Genomic DNA, 26,617 nt, shown 5'->3' on the forward strand with positions numbered 1-26,617 from the left:
TATTATTCTTTTTCTCTGCCAAAGCGTTCGAAAATATTTACATACGTATTAAAAGTCGCTTTGTGTTTTTCATAGAAAGCTACATCTTTATTTTCTTTCATAACCTGCAATAAACTTCTGTAACGCTCGATATCTGTAATAATATCCATTGCTAAATCAGTTTGATCGCCTGGAGTTAAAGTTTTGTAATAATCTAAGTTCTCTCTGTATTTCTGAACTAGTTTATTGAGCAAATCTTGTGCTTTTGCTTTTTCTCCAACTTGATAATATCCTCCTGTAAAAGGCTCTACTAAAGAGTAATACCCAAATTTATCTAAAGGCATTTTTGTCATCGCTAAATTTATAACGTTTTTAGCTTTGTCAATTTTTCCTTCTTCAATAAGCTGATACATTAAACGAGACAAGTTTGTACGGTATGTAATGCTGTTTCTTCTTGTTTCAGGATCGTGATAAATTTTATCGCTGTCACTATTTCCCCAATCCCATTTCATTACAATATCGTACATTTTATCGGCATCAATTTGTCCCATGTCCATTGGTCCGCCATCTTTTGATGGAACATTTTTAACAGGAACTAATTTGTATACCATTCCGTCTAACTGTAAATAATCTTTTAACCATAAATAATCTTCATCATCAAAAGCGCCACCACTAAAGTAAATAGGGCGTTTCCAGTTATTATTAGCCAAAATATCCAACATCATCAAACGATTTTTGTAAATCGCACTTCCTTTGATATCAATATCCATGTAAGGAACGATAGAATCATTGTATTTTGCGTCGACAACTTTGTTTCTAATAATTAAAGCCTTGTCAACATTTACCCTGATTTTGTTTGTTGGATAAAAATGAATTGTTTGTCCGTTTTGTAAACCAACAGTCGATTTTGGATTTTTAATAAAACTGATAAAGTCATTAATATTCCAACGTGTTTCTATTTTAGGAATATGAGCTACATAATCCAGTTTATCACCCACATATTCTTCATGTTTAAATGAAATAGGCAATGGCTCAGATTCGTATGATTTGGCTTTCATCTGGTCGATGTACCAATCAGTCATAAACAAACTCGTATTTACGATTTTTACATCGGTTCTAAAATGCTCAATTTCCTGCGCGTACCATAATGGAAAAGTATCATTATCTCCAATCGTAAATAAAATAGCATTTTTATCGCAGGAATCTAAGTAAGCTTTTGCCATTGCAACAGCTGTACGTTTGTTAGATCTGTCGTGATCATCCCAGTTTTGAGACGCCATTAAAATTGGAGCTGCCAATAAACTTCCGGCAATAATAATTGGTCCGGCAATTCTTGGGGCAATGTATTTCTGAATGCTTTCATATAATGAATATACTCCGAAACCGATCCAGATCGCAAAGACATAAAAAGATCCTACAAGTGCATAATCTCTTTCACGAGGTTCAAAAGGTCTTTCGTTTAAGTATATTTTTAAGGCAATTCCGGTAAATAAGAATAATGCTAAAAGCACATAAAAACTTTTAAGGTCTTTATTTGCGTGATACATTACACCAATAAGTCCCAAAATAAAAGGTAAGAAGAAGTAAACATTTCTTCCTTTATTGTTTAAAACATCTGAAGGTAAATTATCTTGTGATCCTAAATGTAAAGAATCAAGCGGTTTGATTCCGCTAATCCAGTTACCATCAAGATTGTCGTATTTTCCCTGAACATCACTTTGGCGTCCAACAAAATTCCACATTAAATATCTCCAGTACATATATCCAAATTGAAATTCGAACATAAAACTGAAATTATCAACAGTAGTTGGTTTTTCGATAATTAAATAGTCACCGTAGCTTTTTAAGAATTTAACGTAACCTTCGTTGTCAATTTGTTTTTGGGCATAAGCTCTTCTGAATTCAGAAACTGTTTTCTCCACTTCATTACGTAATTGAGCAGTTGCTTTATTGTATTCTTCTTCGCTTAACTGGCTGGCATCGATTCCGTATTTGCCTAAATCATCTTCATAAGGATAATTAGGGTTTATTTTAAATTGAGGAGGATGTGTAAAATTGATATAGTTCTGAATGTGTCCCGTTTCAGTACTCCACATTCTTGGCAGAATCGTTTTTTGATTGTCATCCGTATTTTGATCTGCGTTTTTATAATTATTGGTAATGATGTATTTACCTGTCTTATAATCTCTTTCGTAGTTCGGTTTTTTATCCAAATACGGAGTTTTTGCATCTAAACCAGCGAAAACTTCTGTGTATTGTGGCCCGTAAAACAAAGGATTTACACCATATTGCTCACGATTATAGTATGCTAAAACTTCGGTAGCATCTGATGGTTTGTTTTCGTTGATTACCGTATTGGCGTTTGCACGAACAGGTAACATCATCCAGGTAGAAAAACCAATTAGGATAAAAAGAATACAAAGAATAATAGTATTATAGAAAACAAGACCTTTTTGTTTGGTGAATTTTAATCCAAAATAAAAGAATGCGATAAAAACCAGGGCAACAAAAATAGTTCCTGAGTTAAAAGGTAATCCCATACTGTTTACCATGAATATTTCGGTCTTACCGAAAAAAGCCATGGTTAAAGGAAGAAGCAATTTAAAGATAAACAACAAAATTGCGATTACAACGGCATTGGCAATAATGAAATTTTTTATAGTAACTTTTTCGTAGTGCTTAAAGTAGTAAAGAAAACCAATTGCCGGAATGGTTAATAATGCCATAAAGTGAACTCCAAACGAAAGCCCGATAACAAGAGAAATGATTAACAACCATTTATTTCCTTTTAGTTCATCCATATCTTGTTCCCAACGTAAACCAAGCCAGAAAAGTAATGCAATTAGTAAAGAGGCCATCGCATAAACCTCGGCTTCAACAGCGTTAAACCAAAAACTATCAGAAAATGTGTAAGCAAGAGCTCCAACAAAAGAACTTCCTAAAATAACAACTGAATTATTTTTGTCAATTTCGGCAAAACGCGCTACGATTTTTTTCAAAATCATTGACGAAGACCAAAACATAAACAAAATTGTAAATGCGCTAGAAAATACAGACATCATATTTACCATCACCGCTACATGTTCTTTATCTATAGCAAACATGGCAAAAAAGGCACCCATCATCTGGAATAAAGGTGCTCCCGGCGGGTGACCAACTTCTAGTTTGGCAGCTGTGGCAATATATTCGCCACAATCCCAGAAGCTCATGGTAGGTTCAACAGTTAGTGTATAAGTAATTAAAGCGATTGCAAATGCAAACCAACCAATAATTGTATTCCATTTATTGAAATTGAATTGTGCCATATTTAGGTGTTATAATTTTGTATGTTTTCTATCCTACAAAGAAAATGTTTTTTTGTGTAAAGAAACGAGCATTAACAAAAAATTCTACAAAACTATTTGCGTAAACTAAGATATTGTTTATTAGTAACTTGTGGTAATAATGGCTTTTTTGAAGTGGAAAAAATGAAAAAAAATCAATTTTTTTCATCAAAAAGTTTGCGCAAACTAAAAAAAGCTTTAAATTTGCACTCGCTTAACAGCATTGCTGGTCTATGGTGTAATGGTAACACAACTGTTTTTGGTGCAGTCTTTCAAGGTTCGAGTCCTTGTAGACCAACATAAAAGCCTCTCAATCGAGAGGCTTTTTTTATGCCCTGAATTTAAGAATCTTCGCAAAATCAAAATGATCTTTCTTTTTGCTTCATTTTTCTTTGATTTGAATTTTTTTATAAAAAGGTTTTGTTGTATGAACAGCTATAAAAAAATTTGCGCAAACTAAAAAAAGCTTTAAATTTGCACTCGCTTAACAGCACTGCTGGTCTATGGTGTAATGGTAACACAACTGTTTTTGGTGCAGTCTTTCTAGGTTCGAGTCCTAGTAGACCAACATAAAAGCCTCTCAATTGAGAGGCTTTTTTTATGGAATAAACTTTTTAAAATTCCAATCATAAAATTGAAGATTGAAGATTTTCAGTCTTATTTAGAAAGCAAAGAGGAAGGAACTACGCCAAATTTCTTTTTAAATGAAAATGAAAAATGTGATAAATCTTCAAAACCAACTCCAATATAAACTTCTGATGGAGATTTTCCCTGATTGATTAAATAATAGGCTTCTTGTAGTCTTTTGTTTAATAGCCATTTACCTGGTGTCTGCTGAAATACTTTTTCAAAATCTCTTTTAAAAGTGGCAAGGCTTCTTCCTGTTAAGTAGGCAAAGCGATTTAAGTGTACATTAAAATGAAAGTTTTTATTCATAAAAGCTTCGAGATCAATCTTTCCCGGTTCGGTAAAATCAAATAAGATGTTTTTTAATTCCGGATTTACTTTTATCAAAAGATGAACGGCTTCTTTTATTTTTAATTTAAATAAAGCCTCGTTGTTTTCCTGTTCTACTTCGAGATAAGAAATTAAAGATTCTATGAAAGATTTGTAAAGTGGATCAGCAGCTAACGGAATCATAGCTGTAGAATCTGGTTTTTTGTGCGCTGTAATGTCGTATTCACTGCTTATTTCGCGTAGGATTTCCTGATCCAGAAAAAGCGAGACTGATTTGAATTCGCCTCCTTCGGGCGGTATTTTGGTAAATTTAGCCAAATGATTTCTTTTGCTAAGGCGAAAATCCCCAGGTTTTGAATGATACGTGTTTTTGCTGTCAGAAGAAATAAGTTCCCCTGAAATCTGATAACTAAAAACATGTTCAGGTATAAAATGCTCGCCTTCGCGGCTGCGTGCAAAATAACAGGAATATAATATTTTGGGTTTTGTATCTGCTGTCATAATGTAAAGTTACTAAAAGATCCGGAAATCTTTTGTGTATAGATTTCCGGATTTGTATTTAGAGATTTATCTAATTAAAGCTTTTGGTTCTAAATAAGCTTCAAGGCCAATTGTTCCAAATTCTCTCCCTATTCCTGATTGTTTAAATCCGCCAAAAGGAGCCATCGGATCATGTTTGATTCCGTTTATCTGTACACGTCCTGCGTTAATTTGCGAAGCGACTTTATGTGCTCTTTCTTCGTTTGAAGAACTTACATAGGCCTGCAATCCATATGTTGTGTCATTGGCAATTTCAATAGCTTCTTCTTCGGTTGTATAAGTGATAACAGATAAAACCGGGCCAAATATTTCTTCCTGCGCAATTCGCATATTGTTTTTTACATTGACAAAAACAGTTGGTTTTACAAAGTTACCGTTTTCTAATCCTTCCGGTTTTCCTAAGCCGCCAATCAAAATTTCTGCACCTTCATCAATTCCTGTTTTAATGTAATTTTGAACTCGTTCGTATTGTTTTTTACTCACCATTGGACCAACTGAAGTAGTTTCGTTTTGAGGATCGGCAACAATAATATCTGAAGCTGCTTTTTTAATTAAAGTTTTGACGTCTTCCAATTTATTTTCGGGAACTAATAATCTGGTTCCGGCAATGCACGCTTGTCCACTATTCATGTATGCGGCGGCCATTGCAAGCGGAATTGCTGTTGAGAAATCAGCATCATCAAGAATAATGTTTGGTGATTTTCCTCCAAGTTCTAAGGTTACGCGTTTCATAGTGTTTACGGCTTCCTGCGCAATAATTTTTCCGACAATTGTTGAACCTGTAAATGAAATTTTTGCAATATCCGGATTGCGGCTTATCTCGGCTCCAACAATTTCGCCCAAACCATTAACGATATTAAAAACGCCTTTTGGTAAACCGGCTTCGTGTAAACATTCTGTAATTAACTGTGTTTGCTGAGCACTCATTTCGCTTGGTTTTATTACTGCTGTACATCCCGCAGCTATTGCGGTTGAAAGTTTGCCGCAGATAAAACCATTGCTTGAATTCCACGGAATAATAATTCCAACTACGCCTATTGGTGTCATCTGAACTTCAGATTCTCCCATGATTTTTGTGAAATTATAGGTGTTTAGTAACTGAATCGCCGAATCAAAACTTTTTAGCATGTACTCGTAACTTACTGAGGCAAATTTTCTGGTTCCTCCGTATTCTTCAATCATTACATTGATAAAATTGTCTTTTCTTTTTTCGATAGCACTTTTTATGTTTTGCAGATATTGAATTCTTTCTGTTGTTGTGGTTTTAGAAAAACTTTTAAAAGCTTCTTTTGCTGCGGCAATAGCATTTTGTGTGTCTTTTTGATTTCCTAAAAGCGCTTTTCCTAACTTTTCATTTGTTGTGGGGCTTATTAAATCAAAATATTCTGTTCCTTGCGGAGTTGTAAATTCTCCATTAATGTAAATCTTGTCTATTGTTTTCATGATATATTTTTTATGAATTTTATTTGACAAAGATCCGGATTAATGACGCTGTTAACTTTGTTGAAAAGCTCAAATACACTTTGTTGAAAAGCTCATTTATTTCATTAAAGAGTACAAAAAAAAACCTTTCGATCGAAAGGTTTTTAAGTTTTGGTAAACTATTAAAAGTATTTATTTTGACATATAATTAGTTTTAAACTTTAAAAGTGATAACAGGTCTTACGGCGTGATTTACTAAGCCTTCGCTGATACTTCCGTTAAAAAAGTGAGCAAAACCGGTTCTTCCGTGCGTACACATTCCAATAACATCAGCATTTATACTGTTAGAAAAATTGATAATTCCTTTTTCTATATTGGTATCGTTGTAAATATGAGTTGAATAATTGGTAAGATCAAACTCTGAAATAAATTCCTTCATGGCTTTTTCGACAACATGTGTTGGTTTAAAACTATTTGGAGTACAGATAGTTACCAGATGAATTTTTGAATCGAAAAATTTTGTAAAAGACAATAGTTTTTCAAATGGCTTTCTCGTTTCTTCTGTAAAATCAGAAGCAAAAACAATATTTGAAGCGTTGAAATTGGTGATGTCTTTTTTGATAACTAAAACCGGAATATCAGAATTACGAACTACTTTTTCAGTATTAGAACCAATTAGTAATTCTTCAATACCTGAAGAACCGTGCGATCCCATGATAATTAAATCAACATTGTAATCTTTACTTATTTGAGTAATTCCGTGAATTGGTTTGTCCATTTTGACAATTTCAGTAACAGGAATTCCGTCCAGATAAGGCCTTGATGAGATTTCATCAAGCATTTCATTTGCTTTTTTTACAAAGAGCATGGTTTCAGGAATACTTGCTCCGCCTGTTATTGCATCGCTCATTTCGTGAGGTAACTCAAGCATATGTAAAACGATGATTTCCGCATCATTCTTTTTTGCTATTTGCGCTGCAACTTTTAAGGCGTCTTCTGCGTGTTCTGAAAAGTCAGTAGGTACTAGAATTCGTTTCATAACTTTAGGATTAAATAAGTTAAAATTCTGATGTTTTATTACTACTATAAAGATAAGAAATATTTTTAGAGCAATCTATTTATTTTGATTTATAAAAAAAACACTATATTTGCACCGTTATTTATTAAAATCTAAATAATGAGGGGACTAAGTGTCCCCTCTTTTTATAAAATTATGACATTTAAAGAAAAAGTAAACGGACTAATCACTGAGGCTCTTCTGGAAAAGCCGTCAATCTTTTTGATTGATTTAGCTATTTCGGATTCTTTTAAAATTAGTGTGGGTTTAGACGGTGATAATGGAGTGGCGCTGCAGGATTGTATCGATATTAGTCGTGCAATCGAGAATAATCTGGATCGTGAAGAGCAGGATTTTTCGCTTGAAGTAGCATCGGTTGGAGTAGGGTCACCTTTGAAATTAACAAGACAATACAAGAAAAATATAGGTAGAACATTGATTGTTACTACAAAAACTGAAAAAATTGAAGCAGAATTAGTAGAAGCTAACGATGTTTTTATAATTTTGTCTTGGAAAGCAAGAGAACCTAAAAAAGTAGGAAAAGGAAAAGAAACAGTTCAAAAAGAGCAACAAATACCTTATACAGAAATTAAAGAGGCAATTGTTACAGTAACATTTTAATTAAAGAATTCGCATGGAAAATTTAGCATTAATCGATTCATTCTCAGAGTTTAAAGATAATAAACTTATTGATCGTGTAACGCTTATGGCAATTTTAGAGGACGTGTTTAGAAATGCATTGAAGAAAAAATACGGTTCTGATGATAACTTCGACATTATCATAAATCCTGATAAAGGAGATATGGAGATCTGGAGAAGAAGAGTAATCGTTGCTGATGAGGATCTTGATTTTGAGAACGAAGAAATTACCTTGACTGAAGCAAGAATGATCGAAGCGGATTTTGAAATTGGTGAAGAAGTTTCTGAAGAAGTTAAATTGATCGATTTAGGAAGAAGAGCTATTTTGGCTTTACGTCAAAACTTAATATCTAAAATTCACGAACACGATAATACAAATCTTTACAAGCAATTTAAAGATATTATCGGTGATATTTATACTGCCGAAGTACACCACGTACGTCCCAGAGTTGTTATCTTAGTGGATGATGAAGGGAATGAAATTGTACTTCCAAAAGAAAAACAAATTCCGTCTGACTTTTTCCGTAAAGGAGATAATGTTCGCGGAATCATTGAAAGCGTTGAATTAAAAGGAAATAAACCTCAAATCATTATGTCAAGAACTTCTGAGAAGTTTTTGGAGAAATTATTTGAACAAGAAATTCCTGAAGTTTTCGACGGTTTGATTACTGTTAAAAATGTAGTACGTATTCCTGGTGAAAAAGCAAAAGTAGCCGTAGATTCGTATGATGACAGAATTGATCCTGTTGGTGCTTGCGTAGGTATGAAAGGATCTCGTATTCACGGAATCGTTCGTGAATTAGGAAACGAAAATATCGACGTAATCAACTACACAAACAATATTCAATTGTTTATTACAAGAGCATTAAGCCCTGCAAAAGTTTCTTCAATCAAAATTGATGAAGAAAATAAAAGAGCTGAAGTTTTCTTGAAATTAGAAGAAGTTTCTAAAGCAATTGGTAGAGGAGGTCACAATATTAAATTGGCTGGTCAATTAACAGGTTATGAGCTTGATGTTATCAGAGAAGGAGATGTTGCAAGTGGCGAAGATGATGACGTAGAATTAACTGAGTTTTCAGATGAAATCGAAGACTGGGTTATTGAAGAATTTGCAAAAATTGGTTTAGATACAGCTAGAAGTATCTTAAAACAAGAAGTAGAAGATTTAGTAAGAAGAACGGACTTAGAAGAGGAAACTATTCTTGACGTTATGAAAATACTAAAAGAAGAGTTTGATAGCTAGTTATCTGCTCTAACAACACAACGAAAAAGGTAATAATAAAAAGGTTATATGTCTGAAGAGAGAGTAATAAGAATAAACAAGGTTTTAAGGGAATTAAATATTTCGTTAGAAAGAGCTGTTGATTATCTAAAAGATAAGGGAATTGCTATTGATGCAAATCCAAATGCGAAAATTTCTGATAGCGAATTTAATATCCTACAAAGCCAATTTGCGGGCGATAAGGGGAATAAGGAAGCTTCTAAAGAAGTAGGAGAAGAAAAAAGAAAAGAAAAAGAGGCATTACGTGTTGAACGTGAGAAAGAAATTGAAGACAAACGCAGACAAGACGAAGAGCGCCAAAAACAACAGGAGATTATAAAAGCGAGAGCCGTTGTAACCGGACCTGTTCAGGTGGGTAAAATCGATCTTAACCCAAAGAAACCTGCAACTGTTTCACCTCCTGCTGAGGAACCGGCTAAAGTCGAAGAGCCAAAAGCAGTTGTTACTCCAACTCAACCAGAAAAACCTGTTCAAAAAGAAATTGTACAGCCTGAGCCAGTTGTTGCTCCTGTAGTTTCTGAAGAGAAAAAGGAAGAAAAACCTATTATTACAGAGAAAAAAGAAGTAAAAGCTGAGAATCGTAAAGTAGCGCAAGAGCCTGTTGTTTCAACAGACCCTTCAACTGCTGAGGAGACTATCACTACTCAATATCAAAAATTATCAGGAACTACTCTTACCGGACAAACAATTGATTTATCTCAATTTAATAAACCGAAGAAAAAGAAAGAAGATCCAAAAATTACTCCTAATAAACCAGGAGCTCCGGGAGCAGGAAATAACGCTAATAAAAACAAGCGTAAAAGAATTGCTCCTAAACCGGGAACTCCGGGAGCGCCAAAACCTGCTACAGGTAATGCTCCGGGAACACCAAACCCAAATAAAATTACACCAAATACTGGTGGTGGAGGATTTAATGCAAACAGAAGTGCACGACCAGGTTTCGTAAAAGGAAACCGTCCGGCTATTGTTGCTAAAGTTGAGCCAACTGAAGAGGAAGTAAAAAACCAAATTAGAGAAACTCTTGAAAAACTTCAGGGTAAAGGAGGGAAATCAAAAGCTGCTAAATACAGAAGAGATAAAAGAGATACGCACCGTCAGAAATCTGATGAGGAGCAAAGAGCGCTTGACGAAGGAAGTAAAACGATTAAAGTTACAGAATTCGTTACTGTAGGTGAAATTGCAATCATGATGGATGTGCCGATTACTAAAGTAATTGGAACTTGTATGTCCCTTGGTATCATGGTAACCATGAACCAGCGTTTAGATGCAGAAACATTAACAATCGTAGCAGATGAATTTGGTTACGAAGTTGAGTTTATTACTGTAGATATCGAAGAAGCTATTGAAGTAGTTGAAGATAGAGAAGAAGATTTAGTAACAAGAGCGCCAATCGTTACTGTAATGGGTCACGTCGATCACGGTAAAACATCTTTACTGGATTATATCCGTAAAGAAAATGTTATCGCTGGTGAGTCTGGAGGCATTACACAGCATATTGGAGCATATGGGGTTACTTTAGATAACGGTCAGAAAATTGCATTTTTAGATACTCCGGGTCACGAGGCGTTTACCGCAATGCGTGCACGTGGAGCGCAGGTTACCGATATTGCTATCATTGTAGTAGCTGCGGATGATGATATCATGCCACAAACAAAAGAGGCTATTTCTCACGCTCAGGCTGCAGGAGTGCCAATTATATTTGCAATCAATAAAATTGATAAACCAAATGCTAATGTTGAAAAAATCAAAGAGCGTTTGGCTGGTATGAATTTACTTGTTGAAGATTGGGGTGGAAAAATTCAATCACATGATATTTCTGCAAAAGTAGGAACAGGTGTGAAAGAATTATTGGAAAAAGTTTTACTGGAAGCTGAAATTTTAGATTTAAAATCTAATCCAAATAAAGCTGCTCAGGGAACAGTTGTAGAAGCTTTCTTAGATAAAGGAAAAGGATATGTTTCTACTATTTTAGTTCAACACGGAACTTTGAAAGTTGGAGATTATATGCTGGCTGGTAAACATCATGGAAAAGTGAAAGCGATGCATGATGAAAGAGGACATATTGTTTTAGAAGCTGGTCCTTCGACTCCGGTATCAGTTTTAGGTCTTGATGGTGCTGCAACTGCAGGTGATAAATTCAATGTTTTTGAAGATGAAAAAGAAGCAAAACAAATTGCATCTAAGCGTTCTCAATTAATGCGTGAACAATCTGTACGTACACAAAGACACATTACACTTGATGAAATTGGTCGTCGTATAGCTCTTGGACAGTTTAAAGAATTGAACGTAATCCTTAAAGGAGACGTTGATGGATCTGTTGAAGCATTATCAGATTCGTTCTCTAAACTATCTACAGAAGAAATTCAAATTAATATCATTCATAAAGGTGTTGGAGCAATTACTGAAACTGACGTTATGTTGGCTTCTGCTTCTGATGCGATTATTATTGGATTTAATGTTCGTCCTGCCGGAAATGCTAGACAGCTTGCAGATAAAGAAGAAATCGATATCCGTTACTATTCTATTATCTACGCTGCTATCGATGACTTGAAAGATGCAATGGAAGGAATGTTAGCTCCTGAAATGAAAGAAGAAATTTTAGGAACTGCTGAAATTCGTGAGATTTTCAAAATTTCTAAAGTTGGTTCAATTGCAGGTTGTATGGTGATGGATGGTAAAATTATGAGAACTTCTAAAATTAGAGTTATCAGAGATGGAGTAGTAGTGCATACAGGTGAACTTGTAGCCTTAAAACGTTTCAAAGATGACGTTAAAGAAGTTTCTAAAGGTTACGATTGTGGTATCCAGATTAAAGGATACAATGACATTGAAGAAAGAGATGTTATTGAAGCTTACCACGAAGTTGCAATTAAGAAAAAATTGAAATAGAATTAATATTTTCAAATATAAAATCCCGAGTAATCGGGTTTTTTTTTGTTTTTTACTTTTTCAATCTTACATAAAATAAATTTCGGTGATTGCTATTTTTAAAATTATAAGTCTGATACAGATTTAAATTTATAATTAGTTTAATTATATGTTTCAATTTATAACATGAAACAAAATATAAGATATTACGTATGTTTTTACACGTAATTATTGATTTCTTTGTAGATAGAACTTTTTTGATTTAGGTATTTAGTTCTATAAATAAAGGCCTCAATGAAAATTAGAATAATTCAAATAATAAATTCGTTCATAAGTAAAGGTTTTAAATCTAACAGGGCTTTGCGTGCGTATACAAATGTTGAGCAGCTGAGGGAAATAATGCCTGATTTACTTCATGGATATTTGTCGGAAGATGAAATACCAAACAGTTTAATATTATTGTCGCCGCCACCGGCAATCAATTCTAAAGCTTTTATACTTGATTTAGAACATGCAAAAAAAGCAATAGAATCTAAAGATACAATTCGGTTTATGCAGGCTACGAATGATGCAAATTTATCTTTTCCAGCTGCAGTTAAATCTTTTGAATCAACTTTAGGTATTGAAATTAGTGAAATAAAAACACCCAAACTTTATTTACTTATGCGTCGAGTGATGACAGATGCCGGCCTATCTACTTACGCAGCTAAAAACCATTACAATCGCGAGCGGCCCTTCGTTGTTAATAATTCAAAAACTTGTACTCCGGAGCAAGAAGATGTGTTGCGTAAAGTTGGTTCTTTTCCATCTGGTCACGCAGCTGTTGGCTGGGCTTGGATGTTAGTTTTTAGTGAAATCTTCCCTAATAAAGGTGAACTAATTGCAAAACGTGGATACGAATTTGGAGAAAGCCGTGTAATCTGCAATGCCCATTGGTATAGTGATGTAGAAATGGGTAGAATTATGGGAGAAGCAACGGTAGAGCGACTTCGGGTTAATCAGTCTTTTCAGACCGACTTAGATGCGGTTAAAGAAGAAATATTAGGAATTATAGAGCAAAATCAGGAGGATGGAATTAATTAATCTGATTTAAGTTAGGAGTCAAAATCGGTTCTGAATTTTTAAAATGTATTTTGCTTTAATGAATTTTAGAAGTTTTTAATCTTTTCTATAAAAGTTAACGACTATATTTTATTTGCAATTTGGACATAAAAAAAGCAACTTAATTAAGTTGCTTTTTGATAATTATTTAGTCGGTTTTATTAAAAAAACACTTTTGTATTTTTTCTTAATTTCAGCCAGATTTCGTTCGGCTTCAATTCTTGTTTTGAAATTCCCAACCAAAACTTTATAATTAGGAGTGTTAAAAATTATGGTTCCATCTATATCGCTATATTCTCTTTTGAAATCGGTTAAAGTCTTTTTTGCCTCCTCGCTTTTCCCGCTGAATATTTGAATTTTATAATTTTCATTTGTGCTTAATGACGTGTTAATTTTACGTTTGTCATTTAGTAATTGCTCAAATTTAGGATCTTGATTTAGTGTTAAATTTTGGTCTTGAGCATGAATATTATATGCTAAAGTAAACATTATTGATGTTAAGAAAACGTTTTTTGAAATGGCTAAAATTCTCATAATGTGATGGTTTTTATGCAAAAATAGTATTTAAAGTTTGTATTTAAAATTTTGATATTATTTAGAATTGATATAAATTGATATTTAAGAGTATTTTAAGGTTTTGAGAATAGTTCATAAGTCGTATTTTTGTGCAAGTTTTAAAAGAGGGTATTCGGTTTTTACTGATTTAATACAGAAAAAATCATACCAAAAATTAGTAGATAATTATTATACTATATGAAAAAGGTGGGTAACCATAATTCGATCTCAAGAAAATTGCTGCTTAGCTTATCGCTAACGCTTATTTTCTCCCTAACTTCATTTGCTCAAGATGCGGCTGCTCCGGCGGCGCCTGAAGCTGCTGCTCCGGCTGCAACAACAGGTGGTGATCCGGTAAAAGGGAAGGAACTTTTTAATGCAAATTGCGCTGCATGTCACAAATTAGATGCTAAATCAACAGGTCCTGCTTTAAGAGGAGTTGCTGCAAAGCATGAAATGGCTTGGATCTACAAGTGGGTTCACAACAGCTCTGAAGTAATTAAATCAGGTGATCCTGTTGCTGTAAAACTTTTTGAAGAAAACAATAAGTCTGTAATGACTGCTTTTCCTCAACTATCTACAGGTGATATTGATAATATTATCGCTTATACTTCTGAAGTAAAAGCTGAGCCTGCAGCTGGTGCTCCTGGTTCTGCTGCGCCTCCGGGAACTAACGTTGAAGGTGGCGGAATTTCTAATAACATTATTTTAGGAGCTCTTGCTCTTGTAATGGCTATATTAGTTGTTATGTTGTTCATGGTGAACAAGGTATTAACTAAAGTAGCAAGTAATAATGGTATTGTAGTTGCTCCAAGAGAAGCTAGAACTCCAATCTGGAAAGCTTTTGCTAAAAATCAATTTCTGGTATTAGTTACGTCTATATTCTTGCTTTTGGCCAGTGGTTATTTTGTATATGCTTACTTAATGCAAGTTGGTGTTGATCAAAATTATGAACCAATTCAGCCAATTCATTATTCTCATAAAATTCACGCAGGAGATAACGAGATCAATTGTAAATATTGTCACTCTGCTGCTCGTGTGAGTAAAAATGCTGGTATTCCTTCTTTGAATGTTTGTATGAACTGTCATAAAAATATTTCTGAGGTTGCTGAAACTACTGCTACTCCTGAGTACAGCAAAGCATTTTACGATGCTCAAATTCAAAAATTATATGATGCTGTTGGTTGGGATAAAACTAAACAAGTTTATACCGGAAAAACACAGCCTGTAAAATGGGTTCGTATTCATAATCTGCCTGATTTTGTTTACTTCAACCACTCTCAACACGTTAATGTTGCAGGAGTTGAATGTCAAACTTGTCACGGTCCAGTGCAGGAATTTGAGATCATGAAGCAATACTCTAAATTAACAATGGGATGGTGTGTTGATTGCCATAGAAAAACTGATGTTAAGATGGAAGGAAATGCATATTATGATAAAATTCATGCTGAACTTTCTAAAAAATACGGTGTAGAAAAATTGACTGCAGCGCAAATGGGAGGTTTAGAATGCGGTAAATGCCACTATTAATCGAATTATTAAGATTTTAATATTTATATACAATGTCATCAAACAAAAAATACTGGAAAAGTGTTGAAGAACTAGAAAATAGTTCTATTGTTGAGGCGCTTAGAAATAACGAATTCGTTGAAGAGATTCCTACAGAAGAATTCTTAGGGAATGTAGATGCTTTAGCTTCATCTGGAACTTCACGTCGTGACTTTTTAAAGTACGTAGGGTTTAGTACTGCAGCTGTTACACTTGCTGCTTGCGAAGGTCCTGTTCACAAGTCTATCCCTTATGTGTTACAACCAGAACAAATCATTCCTGGTGTTGCTGATTATTATGCAACTACTGTTTTTGATGGTTTTGATTTTGCTAACTTATTAGTGAAAACTCGTGAGGGTCGTCCAATTAAAATTGATAACAATACTATTTCTGGAGCTAAGTTTTCAGCCAATGCTAGAATTCACGCATCTATTCTGTCTTTATATGATAGTATGCGTTTGAAAGAACCTAAATTGGACGGAAAAAATAGTAGCTGGTCTGCGGTTGATTTGAAAATTAAATCAAGTCTTGCTGATGCAAAAGCAAAAGGTGGACAAGTAGTATTGCTGACTAATACTTTAGCGAGCCCGTCTACTGAAAAATTGATAGGGGATTTTATCGCTAAAAACCCAAATGCAAAACATGTTGTTTATGATGCAGTATCTTCATCTGACGCATTAGACGCATTTGAAACAGTATACGGAGAAAGAGCTCTTGTTGATTATGATTTTTCAAAAGCTTCTTTAATTGTTTCTGTTGGTGCTGATTTCTTAGGAGATTGGCAAGGTGGCGGATACGATGCAGGATATGCTCAGGGACGTATTCCTCAAAATGGAAAAATGTCTCGTCATTTTCAGTTCGAATCAAACATGACATTGTCTGGCGCTGCTGCTGATAAGCGTGTGCCTATGACCCCGGCTGATCAAAAACAAGCTTTAGTTCAAATATATAATATCGTTGCAGGTGCTTCTGTTCCGGTTTCTTTGGAAGCTAAGTTTAAAACAGAAGTTGTTAAAGCTGCTCAGCAGTTAAAAGCTGCTGGTTCTAAAGGAGTTTTAGTATCTGGAATTGAAGATAAAAATGCTCAATTATTAGTTTTGGCTATCAATCAGGTATTGGCAAGTGAAGCTTTTAATACAGCTGGTACAAGACAAATTAGAAAAGGTTCTAATGCGATTGTATCTCAATTAATAAAAGATATGAATGCTGGTAGTGTTCATACTTTAATTATGAGTGGCATTAATCCGGTTTACACATTGGCTGATTCAGCTTCTTTTGTGTCTGGATTGAAAAAAGTAAAAACTTCAGTTGCTTTTTCTTTAAAAGAAGATGAAACTGCATCAGTTACTACAATTGCTGCTCCGGCTCCTCACTACTTAGAATCTTGGGGTGATGTTGAGATTACAAAAGGAACTTATAGTTTAACTCAACCAACTATTCGTCCTATATTCAATACAAAACAATTTCAAGACGTTTTATTATCATTAAACGGTATTTCAGGAACTTTCTACGATTATCTTAAGGCTAATTCAGCAGGGATTATTGCAGGTTCTTCTTGGAATAAAGTTTTACATGATGGTGTTTTTGTAATTGGTTCTACTGCTTTAAGTGCAGGTTCTTTTGACTATGCTTCTGCTGCAAATGCAGTTTCAAAATCAAAAGCTGCCGGAGACTTTGAATTAGTATTGTATACTAAAACAGGTATGGGAGACGGACAACAAGCAAACAATCCTTGGTTGCAGGAGTTTCCGGATCCAATCACAAGAGTTTCTTGGGATAACTATGTTACAGTTTCTAATGCCGATGCAAAAAAACTTGGACTAACAAATGAAATTGTTGCTAACGGAGGTTTAAACGGAAGTTATGCTACAATTACTACAGCTGATGGTTCAAAATTAGAGAATGTACCAGTTATTGTTCAACCAGGACAAGCTGTTGGAACAATTGGTTTAGCAGTAGGTTATGGTCGTAAAGCGGCTTTAAAAGAAGAAATGGTTGTAGGTTTAAATGCTTACACATTATATAAAAATTTCAATAGTGTTCAGTCTGTTTCTATTGCGAAAGCAAATGGAGTACATGAGTTTGCTTGTGTTCAGGGACAGAAAACATTAATGGGTAGAGGAGATATTATTAAAGAAACTACCCTTGAAATCTTTAATACTAAAGATGCTGAACATTGGAATGAAAAACCAATGGTATCTTTAGATCACCAGGAAGTTGAGGCTACAACTGTAGATTTATGGGAATCATTTGATCGTACAGCAGGGCATCACTTTAATCTTTCAATTGACTTAAACGCTTGTACAGGATGTGGAGCATGTGTTATTGCTTGTCATGCTGAAAACAACGTTCCTGTTGTTGGAAAAGCGGAGGTAAGAAGAAGCCGCGATATGCACTGGTTGCGTATTGACAGATATTATTCTTCTGAAAGTACTTTTGAAGGTGATAACGAAAGAAAAGAGAATATTGCTGGTTTATCTAGTTCATTATCTACATTTAATGAAATGGAAAAAGCAGGAGATAATCCACAAGTTTCATTCCAGCCAGTTATGTGTCAGCACTGTAATCACGCACCATGTGAGACAGTTTGTCCTGTTGCTGCAACATCTCACGGTCGTGAAGGTCAAAACCACATGGCATACAACAGATGTGTTGGTACTCGTTATTGTGCTAACAACTGTCCATATAAAGTACGTCGTTTTAACTGGTTCTTGTATAACAAAAACAGTGAATTCGATTATCACATGAATGATGATTTAGGTCGTATGGTATTAAATCCAGACGTAAACGTTCGTTCTCGTGGTGTTATGGAAAAATGTTCAATGTGTATTCAAATGACACAAGCTACTAAATTAAAAGCTAAAAACGAAGGACGCCCAGTTGCTGATGGCGAATTCCAAACAGCTTGTTCTAACGCTTGTTCTTCTGGAGCAATGATATTTGGTGATGTTAATGATAAAGAAAGCAAAGTTGCTAAATTAGCGGCTGATGAAAGATCATATCACTTATTAGAGCATGTAGGAACAAAACCTAATGTGGTTTACCATGTTAAAGTTAGAAATACTTAGAATAAATTATTAATTAAGAAACATATAAAGGATTATGTCGTCTCACTACGAAGCACCCATTAGAAAACCTTTAGTTATAGGTGATAAATCTTATCACGATGTAACTGTAGATGTAGCTGCACCTGTTGAAGGTCCTGCAAACAAACATTGGTGGATTGTATTTTCAATCGCATTAATAGCCTTCCTTTGGGGGTTAGGTTGTATAATTTACACCGTATCTACCGGTATTGGAACATGGGGATTAAATAAAACAGTTGGTTGGGCTTGGGATATCACGAACTTCGTTTGGTGGGTTGGTATTGGTCACGCTGGAACATTAATTTCTGCGGTATTATTACTTTTCCGTCAACGTTGGAGAATGGCTATTAACCGTTCTGCAGAAGCTATGACTATCTTCTCAGTAGTTCAGGCAGGTTTATTTCCAATTATTCACATGGGACGTCCATGGTTAGCATACTGGGTTTTACCTATTCCAAATCAATTTGGATCTTTATGGGTAAACTTTAACTCACCATTGCTTTGGGACGTGTTCGCAATTTCAACATATCTTTCAGTGTCATTAGTTTTCTGGTGGACTGGTTTATTGCCTGACTTTGCAATGCTACGTGATAGAGCGGTAACACCTTTTACAAAAAGAGTTTATTCTATCCTAAGTTTCGGATGGAGCGGAAGAGCTAAAGATTGGCAGCGTTTTGAAGAAGTATCTTTGGTATTGGCTGGTTTGGCTACACCTCTTGTACTTTCTGTACACACGATTGTATCGATGGACTTTGCTACTTCTGTAATTCCTGGATGGCATACAACAATTTTCCCTCCGTACTTCGTTGCGGGAGCGGTTTTCTCTGGATTTGCAATGGTAAATACCTTGTTGATCGTTATGAGAAAAGTTTCTAATCTTGAAGCATACATTACATTACAACATATCGAATTAATGAACATTATTATCATGATCACTGGTTCTATTGTTGGTGTAGCTTATATCACTGAGTTATTCGTAGCTTGGTATTCAGGAGTAGAATATGAACAATATGCTTTCTTAAACAGAGCTACCGGACCTTACTGGTGGGCATATTGGTCGATGATGACTTGTAATGTTTTCTCTCCACAATTTATGTGGTTCAAAAAACTAAGAACAAGTATCATGTTCTCATTTATTATTTCGATTGTGGTAAACATCGGAATGTGGTTTGAAAGATTCGTAATTATTGTTACTTCTTTACATAGAGATTACCTTCCATCTTCTTGGACAATGTTTTCACCAACATTTGTTGATATTGGAATTTTCATCGGAACAATTGGTTTCTTCTTTGTATTGTTTTTATTATACTCTAGAACATTCCCTGTAATTGCTCAGGCAGAGGTTAAAACAATTTTGAAAGGAACAGGAGATAATTACATAAGAGAAAGAGCAAATAAAGATTCACATCATGAGTAATAAAGTAATATACGCCATTTATAATGACGATGATATTTTGATGGATGCAGTAAAGAAAACCAGAGCTGCTCATCATCATATTGAAGAGGTTTTTACTCCATTCCCAGTTCACGGATTGGATAAAGCTATGGGTTTAGCACCAACAAGATTAGCAATTTGTGCATTTTTATATGGATGTGTTGGTATTTCTGTTGCAACAACCATGATGAGTTATATCATGATTCATGACTGGCCACAAGATATTGGTGGTAAGCCAAGTTTCAGTTTCATTCAGAATATGCCATCTTTTGTGCCGATTATGTTTGAAATGACAGTATTTTTTGCTGCTCACTTAATGGTTATTACTTTTTATATGAGAAGTAGATTATGGCCATTTAAACAAGCTGAAAATCCTGATGTAAGAACAACAGATGACCATTTTTTAATGGAAGTTGCTGTAAATGATAACGAAGCAGAACTAGTTTCTTTTTTCGAAGGTACAGGAGCTGTTGAAGTTAAAGTAATTGAAAAGAATTAATTGTAGCTATGAAAAGGATATATAAAATAACACTTTTAGTTGGTATAACTATTTTAGTTTCATCTTGCCACAATAATTCGGCACCAAACTATCAGTATTTTCCAAATATGTATGAGTCTGTAGGTTATGAAACTTATTCAGAAGCAAAAATATTTAAAGGAGGAAAAGAAGGACAACTTCCTGTTGCAGGAACTATTAATAGAGGTTTTGAGCCTTATGAGTATGAAAATTCAACAGCAGGTTATGAATTGGCTAAAGCTAATTTAAAATCTCCTTTGGATTCTATCGAAAGAAATTCCGGAAAAGGAAAAGAGCTTTTCGAAATTTACTGTATTAGTTGTCATGGTGCAGCTGGAAACGGTAAAGGTAAATTGGTTGAAAGAGAAAAATTTCTTGGAGTACCTAGCTATAAAGACAGAGATATCACTGAAGGAAGTATCTTTCACGTTGAAACTTATGGTTTAAATGCAATGGGTTCACATGCAAATCAATTAAGTGCCCACGAACGTTGGTTAGTTGCTGACTATGTTCTAAAACTAAAAAGCCAATTATAATTGTTGAACAAACTGATCGTAATAGATATGTATACATTTTCAAGTAAATTAAAAACTTTTTCTATCATCTTAATGGCCGTTGGTATATTAGGAATTGGATATGGTTTTTTAACTGCTCCTAAAGATATTCAAGAAGTTGAAAAAATTCTTGCTGCAGATGCTCATGGTTCTCATGGTGCTGCACATGAAGAGGCTGCTGAAGCTTCTCATAAAGAAGCAGGACATCATGAAGCTGCTGAGGCTTCACATGAATCACATAAAGAAGGAGAACATGCAAAAGTCGGTGCTGCCGATGAGCACAAAGAACATTTAACGCATGTATTACACCAATTACAAAACAAACCATGGTCTGCTTTGTATGTGGCTTGTATTTTCTTCTTACTGCTTTCAATGGGAGTTTTAGCATTTTATGCTATTCAACAAGTAGCTCAGGCAGGCTGGTCTCCGGTTTTATTTAGAGTAATGCAGGGAATTACTGCTTATTTACCTGTAGCTTCTGTAATTTTCTTTATTATTTTGATCCTTTGCGGATTACATTTTAACCATGTTTTTGTTTGGCTTGGTGAAGGAGTTACTGATCGCAATAGTGCAAACTATGATGAAATCATTGCTGGTAAATCAGGTTACTTAAATTTTGGTTTCTGGATCGTTAGAGCTGCTATCTTTTTAATTGGATGGAATTTATACCGTTACCAATCAAGAAAAAATTGTTTGGCTCAGGATGAAGCTAATGATGATCTATACTACAAAAAGAACTTTAAGTTATCTGCAGGATTCTTAGTATTCTTTATTGTATCTGAGTCTATTATGTCTTGGGACTGGATTATGTCAATTGATCCACACTGGTTCAGTACTTTGTTTGGATGGTATGTATTTGCTTCTTTCTTCGTAAGTGGTATTACAACAATCGCATTAGTAACAGTATATTTAAAATCTAAAGGATATTTAGAATATGTAAATACAAGCCACATTCACGACTTAGCTAAATTTATGTTTGGTATTAGTGTTTTCTGGACTTATTTATGGTTTTCTCAGTTCATGTTGATCTGGTATGCTAATATTCCTGAAGAGGTGACTTATTTCGTAACAAGAATTCAATTATATAACTTGCCATTCTTTGGTGCTGTAGTTATGAACTTTGTTTTCCCATTATTAATATTGATCAATACAGACTTTAAACGTTTGAGCTGGGTTATTGTAATGGCTGGTGTTGTTATTTTATTAGGTCATTATGTTGATTTCTTTAATATGATTATGCCTGGTACAGTTGGAGATAAATGGTTTATTGGAGTTCCTGAAATTGCATCTATTCTTTTCTTCTTAGGATTGTTTATTTTTGTAGTCTTTACTGCATTGACAAAAGCTCCTCTGTTAGCAAAAAGAAATCCTTTCATAGAAGAAAGTAAACATTTTCATTATTAATATTTAAAGAAATAAACAGATGACAAGTTTGTTGGTAATTATAGTTTTAGTTTTATTAGCAGTTGCATTATGGCAATTGACCAAGATATTTGATCTTACTCAGGTTGGATCTTCTTCGGACGATTCTCAGGTTGCATCAGATAATGATAATAATGTTCAGGGATATATTATGTTTGGCTTTTTAGCTTTCATTTATATATTTACAATTTACGGTTTACTAAAATGGGGTAATTTAGCACTTCATACTCCTGCTTCAGAGCATGGGATTTTAGTAGATAGCCTAATGAATATTACTTGGGTTCTAATCTTCACAGTGCAGGTTATTACACAAGGTTTATTATACTGGTTTTCTTTTAAAAACAGAGGTAATAAAGATAAAAAAGCATTATTTTTTGCTGATAGTAATAAATTAGAAGCAATTTGGAGTATAATTCCATCTGTAGTTTTAGCTTGTTTAATTCTTTACGGATTATATGCATGGAACAACATTATGTTTGTTGATAAAGACGAAGATGTAATTGAAATCGAATTATATGCTCAACAATTTAAATGGACTGCAAGATATGCAGGTCAGGATAATGTTTTAGGAAAAGCTAACGTACGTTTAATCGAAGGTGTAAACACTTTAGGAGTTGATATGTCAGATCCTAATGCTCAGGATGATATTGTAGTTTCTGAATTACATATTCCTAAAGGTAAAAAGATACATTTCAAAATGCGTTCTCAAGACGTATTACACTCAGCTTACATGCCTCACTTTAGAGCGCAAATGAACTGTGTTCCTGGAATGGTTACTGAATTTGCTTTTATTCCGACTTACACAACTGCTGAATACAGAGAGTTGCCTTTTATGATTGAAAAAGTAGCACACATCAATAAACTTAGAGCAGAAAAAAGTGTTGATTTAGTTGCTAAAGGAGGAACAGCTTTAGATCCTTATACATTTGACTACTTATTATTATGTAATAAAATCTGTGGAGCTTCTCACTACAACATGCAAATGAAAGTTGTTGTTGATACTCCGCAAGATTATAAAAAATGGTTAAGCGAAAAAACAACATTAGCTCAGGATATTAAAGCGGCAGCTGCTGCTCAAAAACCAGCTGAAGGAGTTGAAGCTACTACAACTGATAGTACTGCTAAAGTAAAAGATACTGTAAAAGCAGTTATCGATACTGTTAAGGCAGCTGTAGCTAAAGTTGCTATGAAATAATATTATTAAGAAAATTTAAAGTACACATATATGTCAGCAGAAGCGCACGATCACGATCACGGACACGATCATCACGAGCACGAACATCATCATAAAGACACGTTCATTACTAAATATATCTTTAGTATTGATCATAAAATGATTGCTAAGCAATACTTGATTACCGGTATTATCATGGGTATTATTGGTATTGCAATGTCCTTGCTTTTCAGAATGCAATTAGCATGGCCGGAAGAGTCTTTCAAGATATTTAATGTTTTATTAGGAGATAAATTTGCACCTGATGGTGTAATGGCAAATGATATTTATTTGGCTTTAGTTACAATTCACGGTACCATCATGGTATTCTTTGTACTGACGGCCGGTTTGAGTGGTACTTTTAGTAACTTACTTATTCCGCTTCAGATTGGAGCTAGAGATATGGCCTCTGGATTCATGAATATGATTTCATACTGGTTGTTTTTCTTATCAGCTGTAATCATGTTAAGTTCATTATTTGTTGAAGCTGGTCCAGCTTCTGCAGGTTGGACAATTTATCCACCATTAAGTGCTTTACCACAAGCAATTCCAGGTTCTGGAACGGGTATGACTTTATGGTTAGTTTCTATGGCTATCTTTATTGCATCTTCTTTAATGGGATCTTTAAATTACATCGTAACTGTAATCAACTTAAGAACTAAAGGAATGTCTATGACTAGACTTCCACTTACAATCTGGACATTTTTCGTAACAGCTATTATTGGTGTTATTTCTTTCCCGGTATTGTTATCAGCTGCATTGTTATTGATCTTTGACAGAAGTTTTGGTACTTCATTCTTCTTATCTGATATTTATATCGCAGGAGAGGTTTTACACTACCAAGGGGGTTCTCCGGTATTATTCGAACACTTATTCTGGTTCTTAGGACACCCTGAGGTTTACATCGTAATCTTGCCAGCAATGGGACTTGTTTCTGAAATTATGGCAACGAACTCTCGTAAACCAATTTTCGGATACAGAGCGATGATTATGTCAATTCTTGCAATTGCATTCTTATCAACTATTGTTTGGGGGCACCATATGTTTATTTCAGGTATGAATCCTTTCTTAGGATCTGTATTTACTTTCACCACCCTATTGATTGCAATTCCATCTGCTGTAAAAGCTTTTAACTGGATTACAACTTTATGGAAAGGTAACTTACAATTCAACCCTGCAATGTTATTCTCTATCGGAATGGTTTCTACTTTCATCACTGGAGGTTTAACTGGAATTATTTTAGGAGATAGTACTTTAGATATTAACGTTCACGATACTTACTTCGTTATTGCTCACTTTCACTTAGTAATGGGTATCTCTGCACTTTACGGAATGTTTGCTGGTATTTACCACTGGTTCCCTAAAATGTACGGAAGAATGTTAAATAAAAACTTAGGTTATATTCACTTTTGGGTAACAGCAGTTTGTGCTTATGGAGTATTTTTCCCAATGCACTTTATTGGATTAGCTGGTTTACCAAGACGTTATTATACAAACACAAACTTCCCATTATTTGATGATTTACAAAATGTGAATGTTTTAATTACAACATTTGCTCTTGTAGGAGGTGCGTTCCAATTAGTATTCTTGTACAACTTCTTTAGTAGTATTTTCTACGGTAAGAAAGCAGTACAGAATCCATGGAAATCAACAACATTAGAGTGGACAACTCCGGTAGAACATATCCACGGTAACTGGCCAGGTGAAATTCCTCATGTATACCGTTGGCCGTATGACTACAGTAACCCAAATCACGATGTAGATTTTGTTCCTCAAAATGTACCAATGAAAGAAGGTGAAGAAGTTTTACACCACTAAAATATTTTAAAAGACCGTCTTAACTGACGGTCTTTTTTTATTAATATAAGTTCCAAGATTTTAAATTCTAAATTGAACATGTTCAATACATCGCATTGGATTTGGAATTTCAATTGAATGAAGTTGAAGGTTGCGTTCCTAATTAAATAAAATGTTCGCCGGCAAATTGGAATTTGGAATTTATACCAAGGCTTTTGGGATTGGAATTTCGATTATTTTATTTGAAATTTATCTGTTTTACAAACTGATTACTTTGTCTATCTTTGTAAAATGAATGAGAACCTAGATCCCACCACAAATGGGTACAACCCAGAAGAATTAGATCTTGAAAAAAGATTACGTCCGCTGTCATTTGATGATTTTGCCGGACAAGATCAAGTTTTAGAGAATTTAAAAGTTTTTGTTGCCGCAGCTAATCAGCGTGGTGAAGCTCTCGATCATACTCTTTTTCACGGACCTCCGGGATTAGGAAAAACTACTTTGGCTAATATTTTAGCAAATGAATTAGAGGTAGGAATAAAAATTACTTCTGGACCTGTTTTGGATAAGCCTGGCGATTTGGCTGGTTTGTTAACGAACTTGGATGAAAGAGACGTTTTGTTTATTGACGAGATTCACCGTTTGAGCCCTATTGTGGAAGAGTACTTATACTCGGCAATGGAAGATTTCAAGATTGATATTATGATTGAATCCGGGCCAAATGCAAGAACTGTGCAAATCAATTTAAATCCTTTTACCCTAATTGGCGCCACAACGCGTTCGGGATTATTGACTGCACCAATGCGTGCACGTTTCGGAATTTCATCCCGATTACAATATTATACTACAGAACTTTTGACCACTATCGTTGAAAGAAGCTCTTCTATACTTAAAATGCCAATTTCATTGGATGCCGCTATCGAGATCGCAGGCAGAAGTCGTGGTACACCTCGTATTGCAAATGCATTATTGCGAAGAGTTCGTGACTTTGCCCAAATAAAAGGAAATGGAACTATTGACCTTGAGATTGCCCGTTATGCTCTTAAAGCGCTTAATGTTGATGCACATGGATTAGATGAAATGGATAATAAGATTTTATTAACCATTATTAATAAATTCAAAGGTGGGCCTGTGGGACTTTCAACTTTGGCAACTGCTGTTTCTGAAAGTAGTGAAACTATTGAAGAAGTTTATGAGCCATTCCTGATTCAGGAAGGTTTTATCATGCGTACACCGCGCGGGCGTGAAGTAACTGATAAAGCTTATAAACATTTAGGAAAAATAAACATCAACATTCAGGGTGGATTGTTTTAATTCTATTC

At 34.6% G+C, this 26,617-nt stretch carries 18 protein-coding genes and 2 tRNA genes; 15 read left to right on the forward strand and 5 right to left on the reverse strand.

Features of this window, described 5'->3' with window-relative positions; all coding sequences use genetic code 11:
- Positions 1–2 precede the first annotated feature (2 nt).
- On the reverse strand, positions 3–3,284 hold the full coding sequence (locus AC3QL1_RS08140; RefSeq protein WP_492496653.1) for a glycosyltransferase family 117 protein: 3,282 nt from the start codon (positions 3,282–3,284) through the stop codon (positions 3–5).
- Between the two features lie 245 nt (positions 3,285–3,529).
- On the opposite strand from AC3QL1_RS08140, the gene AC3QL1_RS08145 reads away from it, so the two are divergent.
- A tRNA-Gln gene (locus AC3QL1_RS08145) sits at positions 3,530–3,600 on the forward strand.
- Between the two features lie 199 nt (positions 3,601–3,799).
- Positions 3,800–3,870: transfer RNA gene (locus tag AC3QL1_RS08150), tRNA-Gln, on the forward strand.
- 89 nt (positions 3,871–3,959) lie between these two features.
- Here the strand turns inward: AC3QL1_RS08150 and AC3QL1_RS08155 are convergent.
- The 3 genes from AC3QL1_RS08155 to AC3QL1_RS08165 all read right to left on the reverse strand — a co-directional run bounded on the left by AC3QL1_RS08155 (position 3,960) and on the right by AC3QL1_RS08165 (position 7,260).
- A complete protein-coding gene (locus tag AC3QL1_RS08155) occupies positions 3,960–4,760 on the reverse strand; it encodes a helix-turn-helix domain-containing protein (RefSeq protein WP_492496654.1) in 801 nt (266 codons plus the stop codon).
- A 66-nt stretch (positions 4,761–4,826) separates the two neighbouring features.
- Positions 4,827–6,242 carry an aldehyde dehydrogenase family protein gene (locus AC3QL1_RS08160; protein WP_492496656.1) on the reverse strand — a complete coding sequence of 472 codons (1,416 nt, stop codon included), beginning with the start codon at positions 6,240–6,242 and terminating at the stop codon, positions 4,827–4,829.
- Between the two features lie 193 nt (positions 6,243–6,435).
- Entirely contained in the window at positions 6,436–7,260 is an 825-nt protein-coding gene (locus AC3QL1_RS08165) for a universal stress protein (RefSeq protein ID WP_492496658.1), read from the reverse strand.
- A 174-nt stretch (positions 7,261–7,434) separates the two neighbouring features.
- On the opposite strand from AC3QL1_RS08165, the gene rimP reads away from it, so the two are divergent.
- The 4 genes from rimP (at position 7,435) to AC3QL1_RS08185 (ending at position 13,150) form a co-directional block, all read left to right on the forward strand.
- Positions 7,435–7,899 carry a ribosome assembly cofactor RimP gene (gene rimP, locus AC3QL1_RS08170; protein ID WP_492496660.1) on the forward strand — a complete coding sequence of 155 codons (465 nt, stop codon included), beginning with the start codon at positions 7,435–7,437 and terminating at the stop codon, positions 7,897–7,899.
- Positions 7,900–7,912: 13 nt separating this feature from the next.
- A complete protein-coding gene (gene nusA / locus AC3QL1_RS08175) occupies positions 7,913–9,160 on the forward strand; it encodes a transcription termination factor NusA (RefSeq protein ID WP_492496662.1) in 1,248 nt (415 codons plus the stop codon).
- Between the two features lie 48 nt (positions 9,161–9,208).
- Complete coding sequence (gene infB, locus AC3QL1_RS08180) at positions 9,209–12,088, forward strand: translation initiation factor IF-2 (RefSeq protein ID WP_492496664.1); 2,880 nt, start codon at positions 9,209–9,211, stop codon at positions 12,086–12,088.
- Positions 12,089–12,361: 273 nt separating this feature from the next.
- Positions 12,362–13,150, forward strand: a complete 789-nt coding sequence (locus tag AC3QL1_RS08185) for an acid phosphatase (RefSeq protein WP_492496666.1) — start codon at positions 12,362–12,364, stop codon at positions 13,148–13,150.
- Positions 13,151–13,312: 162 nt separating this feature from the next.
- On the opposite strand, the gene AC3QL1_RS08190 is transcribed toward AC3QL1_RS08185, so the two are convergent.
- Positions 13,313–13,702, reverse strand: coding sequence for an SPOR domain-containing protein (locus AC3QL1_RS08190; RefSeq protein ID WP_492496668.1), 390 nt, complete (start codon positions 13,700–13,702; stop codon positions 13,313–13,315).
- A 219-nt stretch (positions 13,703–13,921) separates the two neighbouring features.
- Here AC3QL1_RS08190 and AC3QL1_RS08195 point away from each other — a divergent pair, with 219 nt between their 5' ends.
- The 9 genes from AC3QL1_RS08195 to ruvB all read left to right on the forward strand — a co-directional run bounded on the left by AC3QL1_RS08195 (position 13,922) and on the right by ruvB (position 26,609).
- Positions 13,922–15,253 carry a cytochrome c3 family protein gene (locus AC3QL1_RS08195; RefSeq protein WP_492496670.1) on the forward strand — a complete coding sequence of 444 codons (1,332 nt, stop codon included), beginning with the start codon at positions 13,922–13,924 and terminating at the stop codon, positions 15,251–15,253.
- 32 nt (positions 15,254–15,285) lie between these two features.
- Entirely contained in the window at positions 15,286–18,339 is a 3,054-nt protein-coding gene (locus AC3QL1_RS08200; protein WP_492496672.1) for a TAT-variant-translocated molybdopterin oxidoreductase, read from the forward strand.
- A gap of 34 nt (positions 18,340–18,373) precedes the next feature.
- Positions 18,374–19,774 (forward strand): NrfD/PsrC family molybdoenzyme membrane anchor subunit, encoded by a 1,401-nt coding sequence (gene nrfD / locus AC3QL1_RS08205; RefSeq protein ID WP_264536217.1) that lies wholly within the window; start codon positions 18,374–18,376, stop codon positions 19,772–19,774.
- On the forward strand, positions 19,767–20,291 hold the full coding sequence (locus AC3QL1_RS08210) for a DUF3341 domain-containing protein (protein WP_025572651.1): 525 nt from the start codon (positions 19,767–19,769) through the stop codon (positions 20,289–20,291). The genes nrfD and AC3QL1_RS08210 overlap by 8 nt, the downstream gene beginning before the upstream one ends.
- 8 nt (positions 20,292–20,299) lie before the next feature.
- Positions 20,300–20,845 (forward strand): c-type cytochrome, encoded by a 546-nt coding sequence (locus AC3QL1_RS08215; RefSeq protein WP_492496675.1) that lies wholly within the window; start codon positions 20,300–20,302, stop codon positions 20,843–20,845.
- A gap of 27 nt (positions 20,846–20,872) precedes the next feature.
- Entirely contained in the window at positions 20,873–22,267 is a 1,395-nt protein-coding gene (locus AC3QL1_RS08220; RefSeq protein WP_492496677.1) for a quinol:cytochrome C oxidoreductase, read from the forward strand.
- Positions 22,268–22,286: 19 nt separating this feature from the next.
- Entirely contained in the window at positions 22,287–23,480 is a 1,194-nt protein-coding gene (locus AC3QL1_RS08225; RefSeq protein ID WP_492496679.1) for a cytochrome c oxidase subunit II, read from the forward strand.
- A gap of 30 nt (positions 23,481–23,510) precedes the next feature.
- Positions 23,511–25,316, forward strand: coding sequence for a cytochrome c oxidase subunit I (locus tag AC3QL1_RS08230; protein ID WP_492496681.1), 1,806 nt, complete (start codon positions 23,511–23,513; stop codon positions 25,314–25,316).
- 270 nt (positions 25,317–25,586) lie between these two features.
- On the forward strand, positions 25,587–26,609 hold the full coding sequence (gene ruvB / locus AC3QL1_RS08235; RefSeq protein WP_083693477.1) for a Holliday junction branch migration DNA helicase RuvB: 1,023 nt from the start codon (positions 25,587–25,589) through the stop codon (positions 26,607–26,609).
- Positions 26,610–26,617: the final 8 nt, after the last annotated feature.

This window comes from Flavobacterium sp. GW823-FHT04A11 (assembly GCF_058796535.1).

Bases quoted from the DNA above. Each gene is read 5' to 3' on its own strand.
- AC3QL1_RS08140 (WP_492496653.1), bottom strand. From the start codon at position 3,284: ATGGCACAATTCAATTTCAATAAATGGAATACAATTATTGGTTGGTTT.
- AC3QL1_RS08155 (WP_492496654.1), bottom strand. From the start codon at position 4,760: ATGACAGCAGATACAAAACCCAAAATATTATATTCCTGTTATTTTGCA.
- AC3QL1_RS08160 (WP_492496656.1), bottom strand. From the start codon at position 6,242: ATGAAAACAATAGACAAGATTTACATTAATGGAGAATTTACAACTCCG.
- AC3QL1_RS08165 (WP_492496658.1), bottom strand. From the start codon at position 7,260: ATGAAACGAATTCTAGTACCTACTGACTTTTCAGAACACGCAGAAGAC.
- rimP (WP_492496660.1), top strand. From the start codon at position 7,435: ATGACATTTAAAGAAAAAGTAAACGGACTAATCACTGAGGCTCTTCTG.
- nusA (WP_492496662.1), top strand. From the start codon at position 7,913: ATGGAAAATTTAGCATTAATCGATTCATTCTCAGAGTTTAAAGATAAT.
- infB (WP_492496664.1), top strand. From the start codon at position 9,209: ATGTCTGAAGAGAGAGTAATAAGAATAAACAAGGTTTTAAGGGAATTA.
- AC3QL1_RS08185 (WP_492496666.1), top strand. From the start codon at position 12,362: ATGAAAATTAGAATAATTCAAATAATAAATTCGTTCATAAGTAAAGGT.
- AC3QL1_RS08190 (WP_492496668.1), bottom strand. From the start codon at position 13,702: ATGAGAATTTTAGCCATTTCAAAAAACGTTTTCTTAACATCAATAATG.
- AC3QL1_RS08195 (WP_492496670.1), top strand. From the start codon at position 13,922: ATGAAAAAGGTGGGTAACCATAATTCGATCTCAAGAAAATTGCTGCTT.
- AC3QL1_RS08200 (WP_492496672.1), top strand. From the start codon at position 15,286: ATGTCATCAAACAAAAAATACTGGAAAAGTGTTGAAGAACTAGAAAAT.
- nrfD (WP_264536217.1), top strand. From the start codon at position 18,374: ATGTCGTCTCACTACGAAGCACCCATTAGAAAACCTTTAGTTATAGGT.
- AC3QL1_RS08210 (WP_025572651.1), top strand. From the start codon at position 19,767: ATGAGTAATAAAGTAATATACGCCATTTATAATGACGATGATATTTTG.
- AC3QL1_RS08215 (WP_492496675.1), top strand. From the start codon at position 20,300: ATGAAAAGGATATATAAAATAACACTTTTAGTTGGTATAACTATTTTA.
- AC3QL1_RS08220 (WP_492496677.1), top strand. From the start codon at position 20,873: ATGTATACATTTTCAAGTAAATTAAAAACTTTTTCTATCATCTTAATG.
- AC3QL1_RS08225 (WP_492496679.1), top strand. From the start codon at position 22,287: ATGACAAGTTTGTTGGTAATTATAGTTTTAGTTTTATTAGCAGTTGCA.
- AC3QL1_RS08230 (WP_492496681.1), top strand. From the start codon at position 23,511: ATGTCAGCAGAAGCGCACGATCACGATCACGGACACGATCATCACGAG.
- ruvB (WP_083693477.1), top strand. From the start codon at position 25,587: ATGAATGAGAACCTAGATCCCACCACAAATGGGTACAACCCAGAAGAA.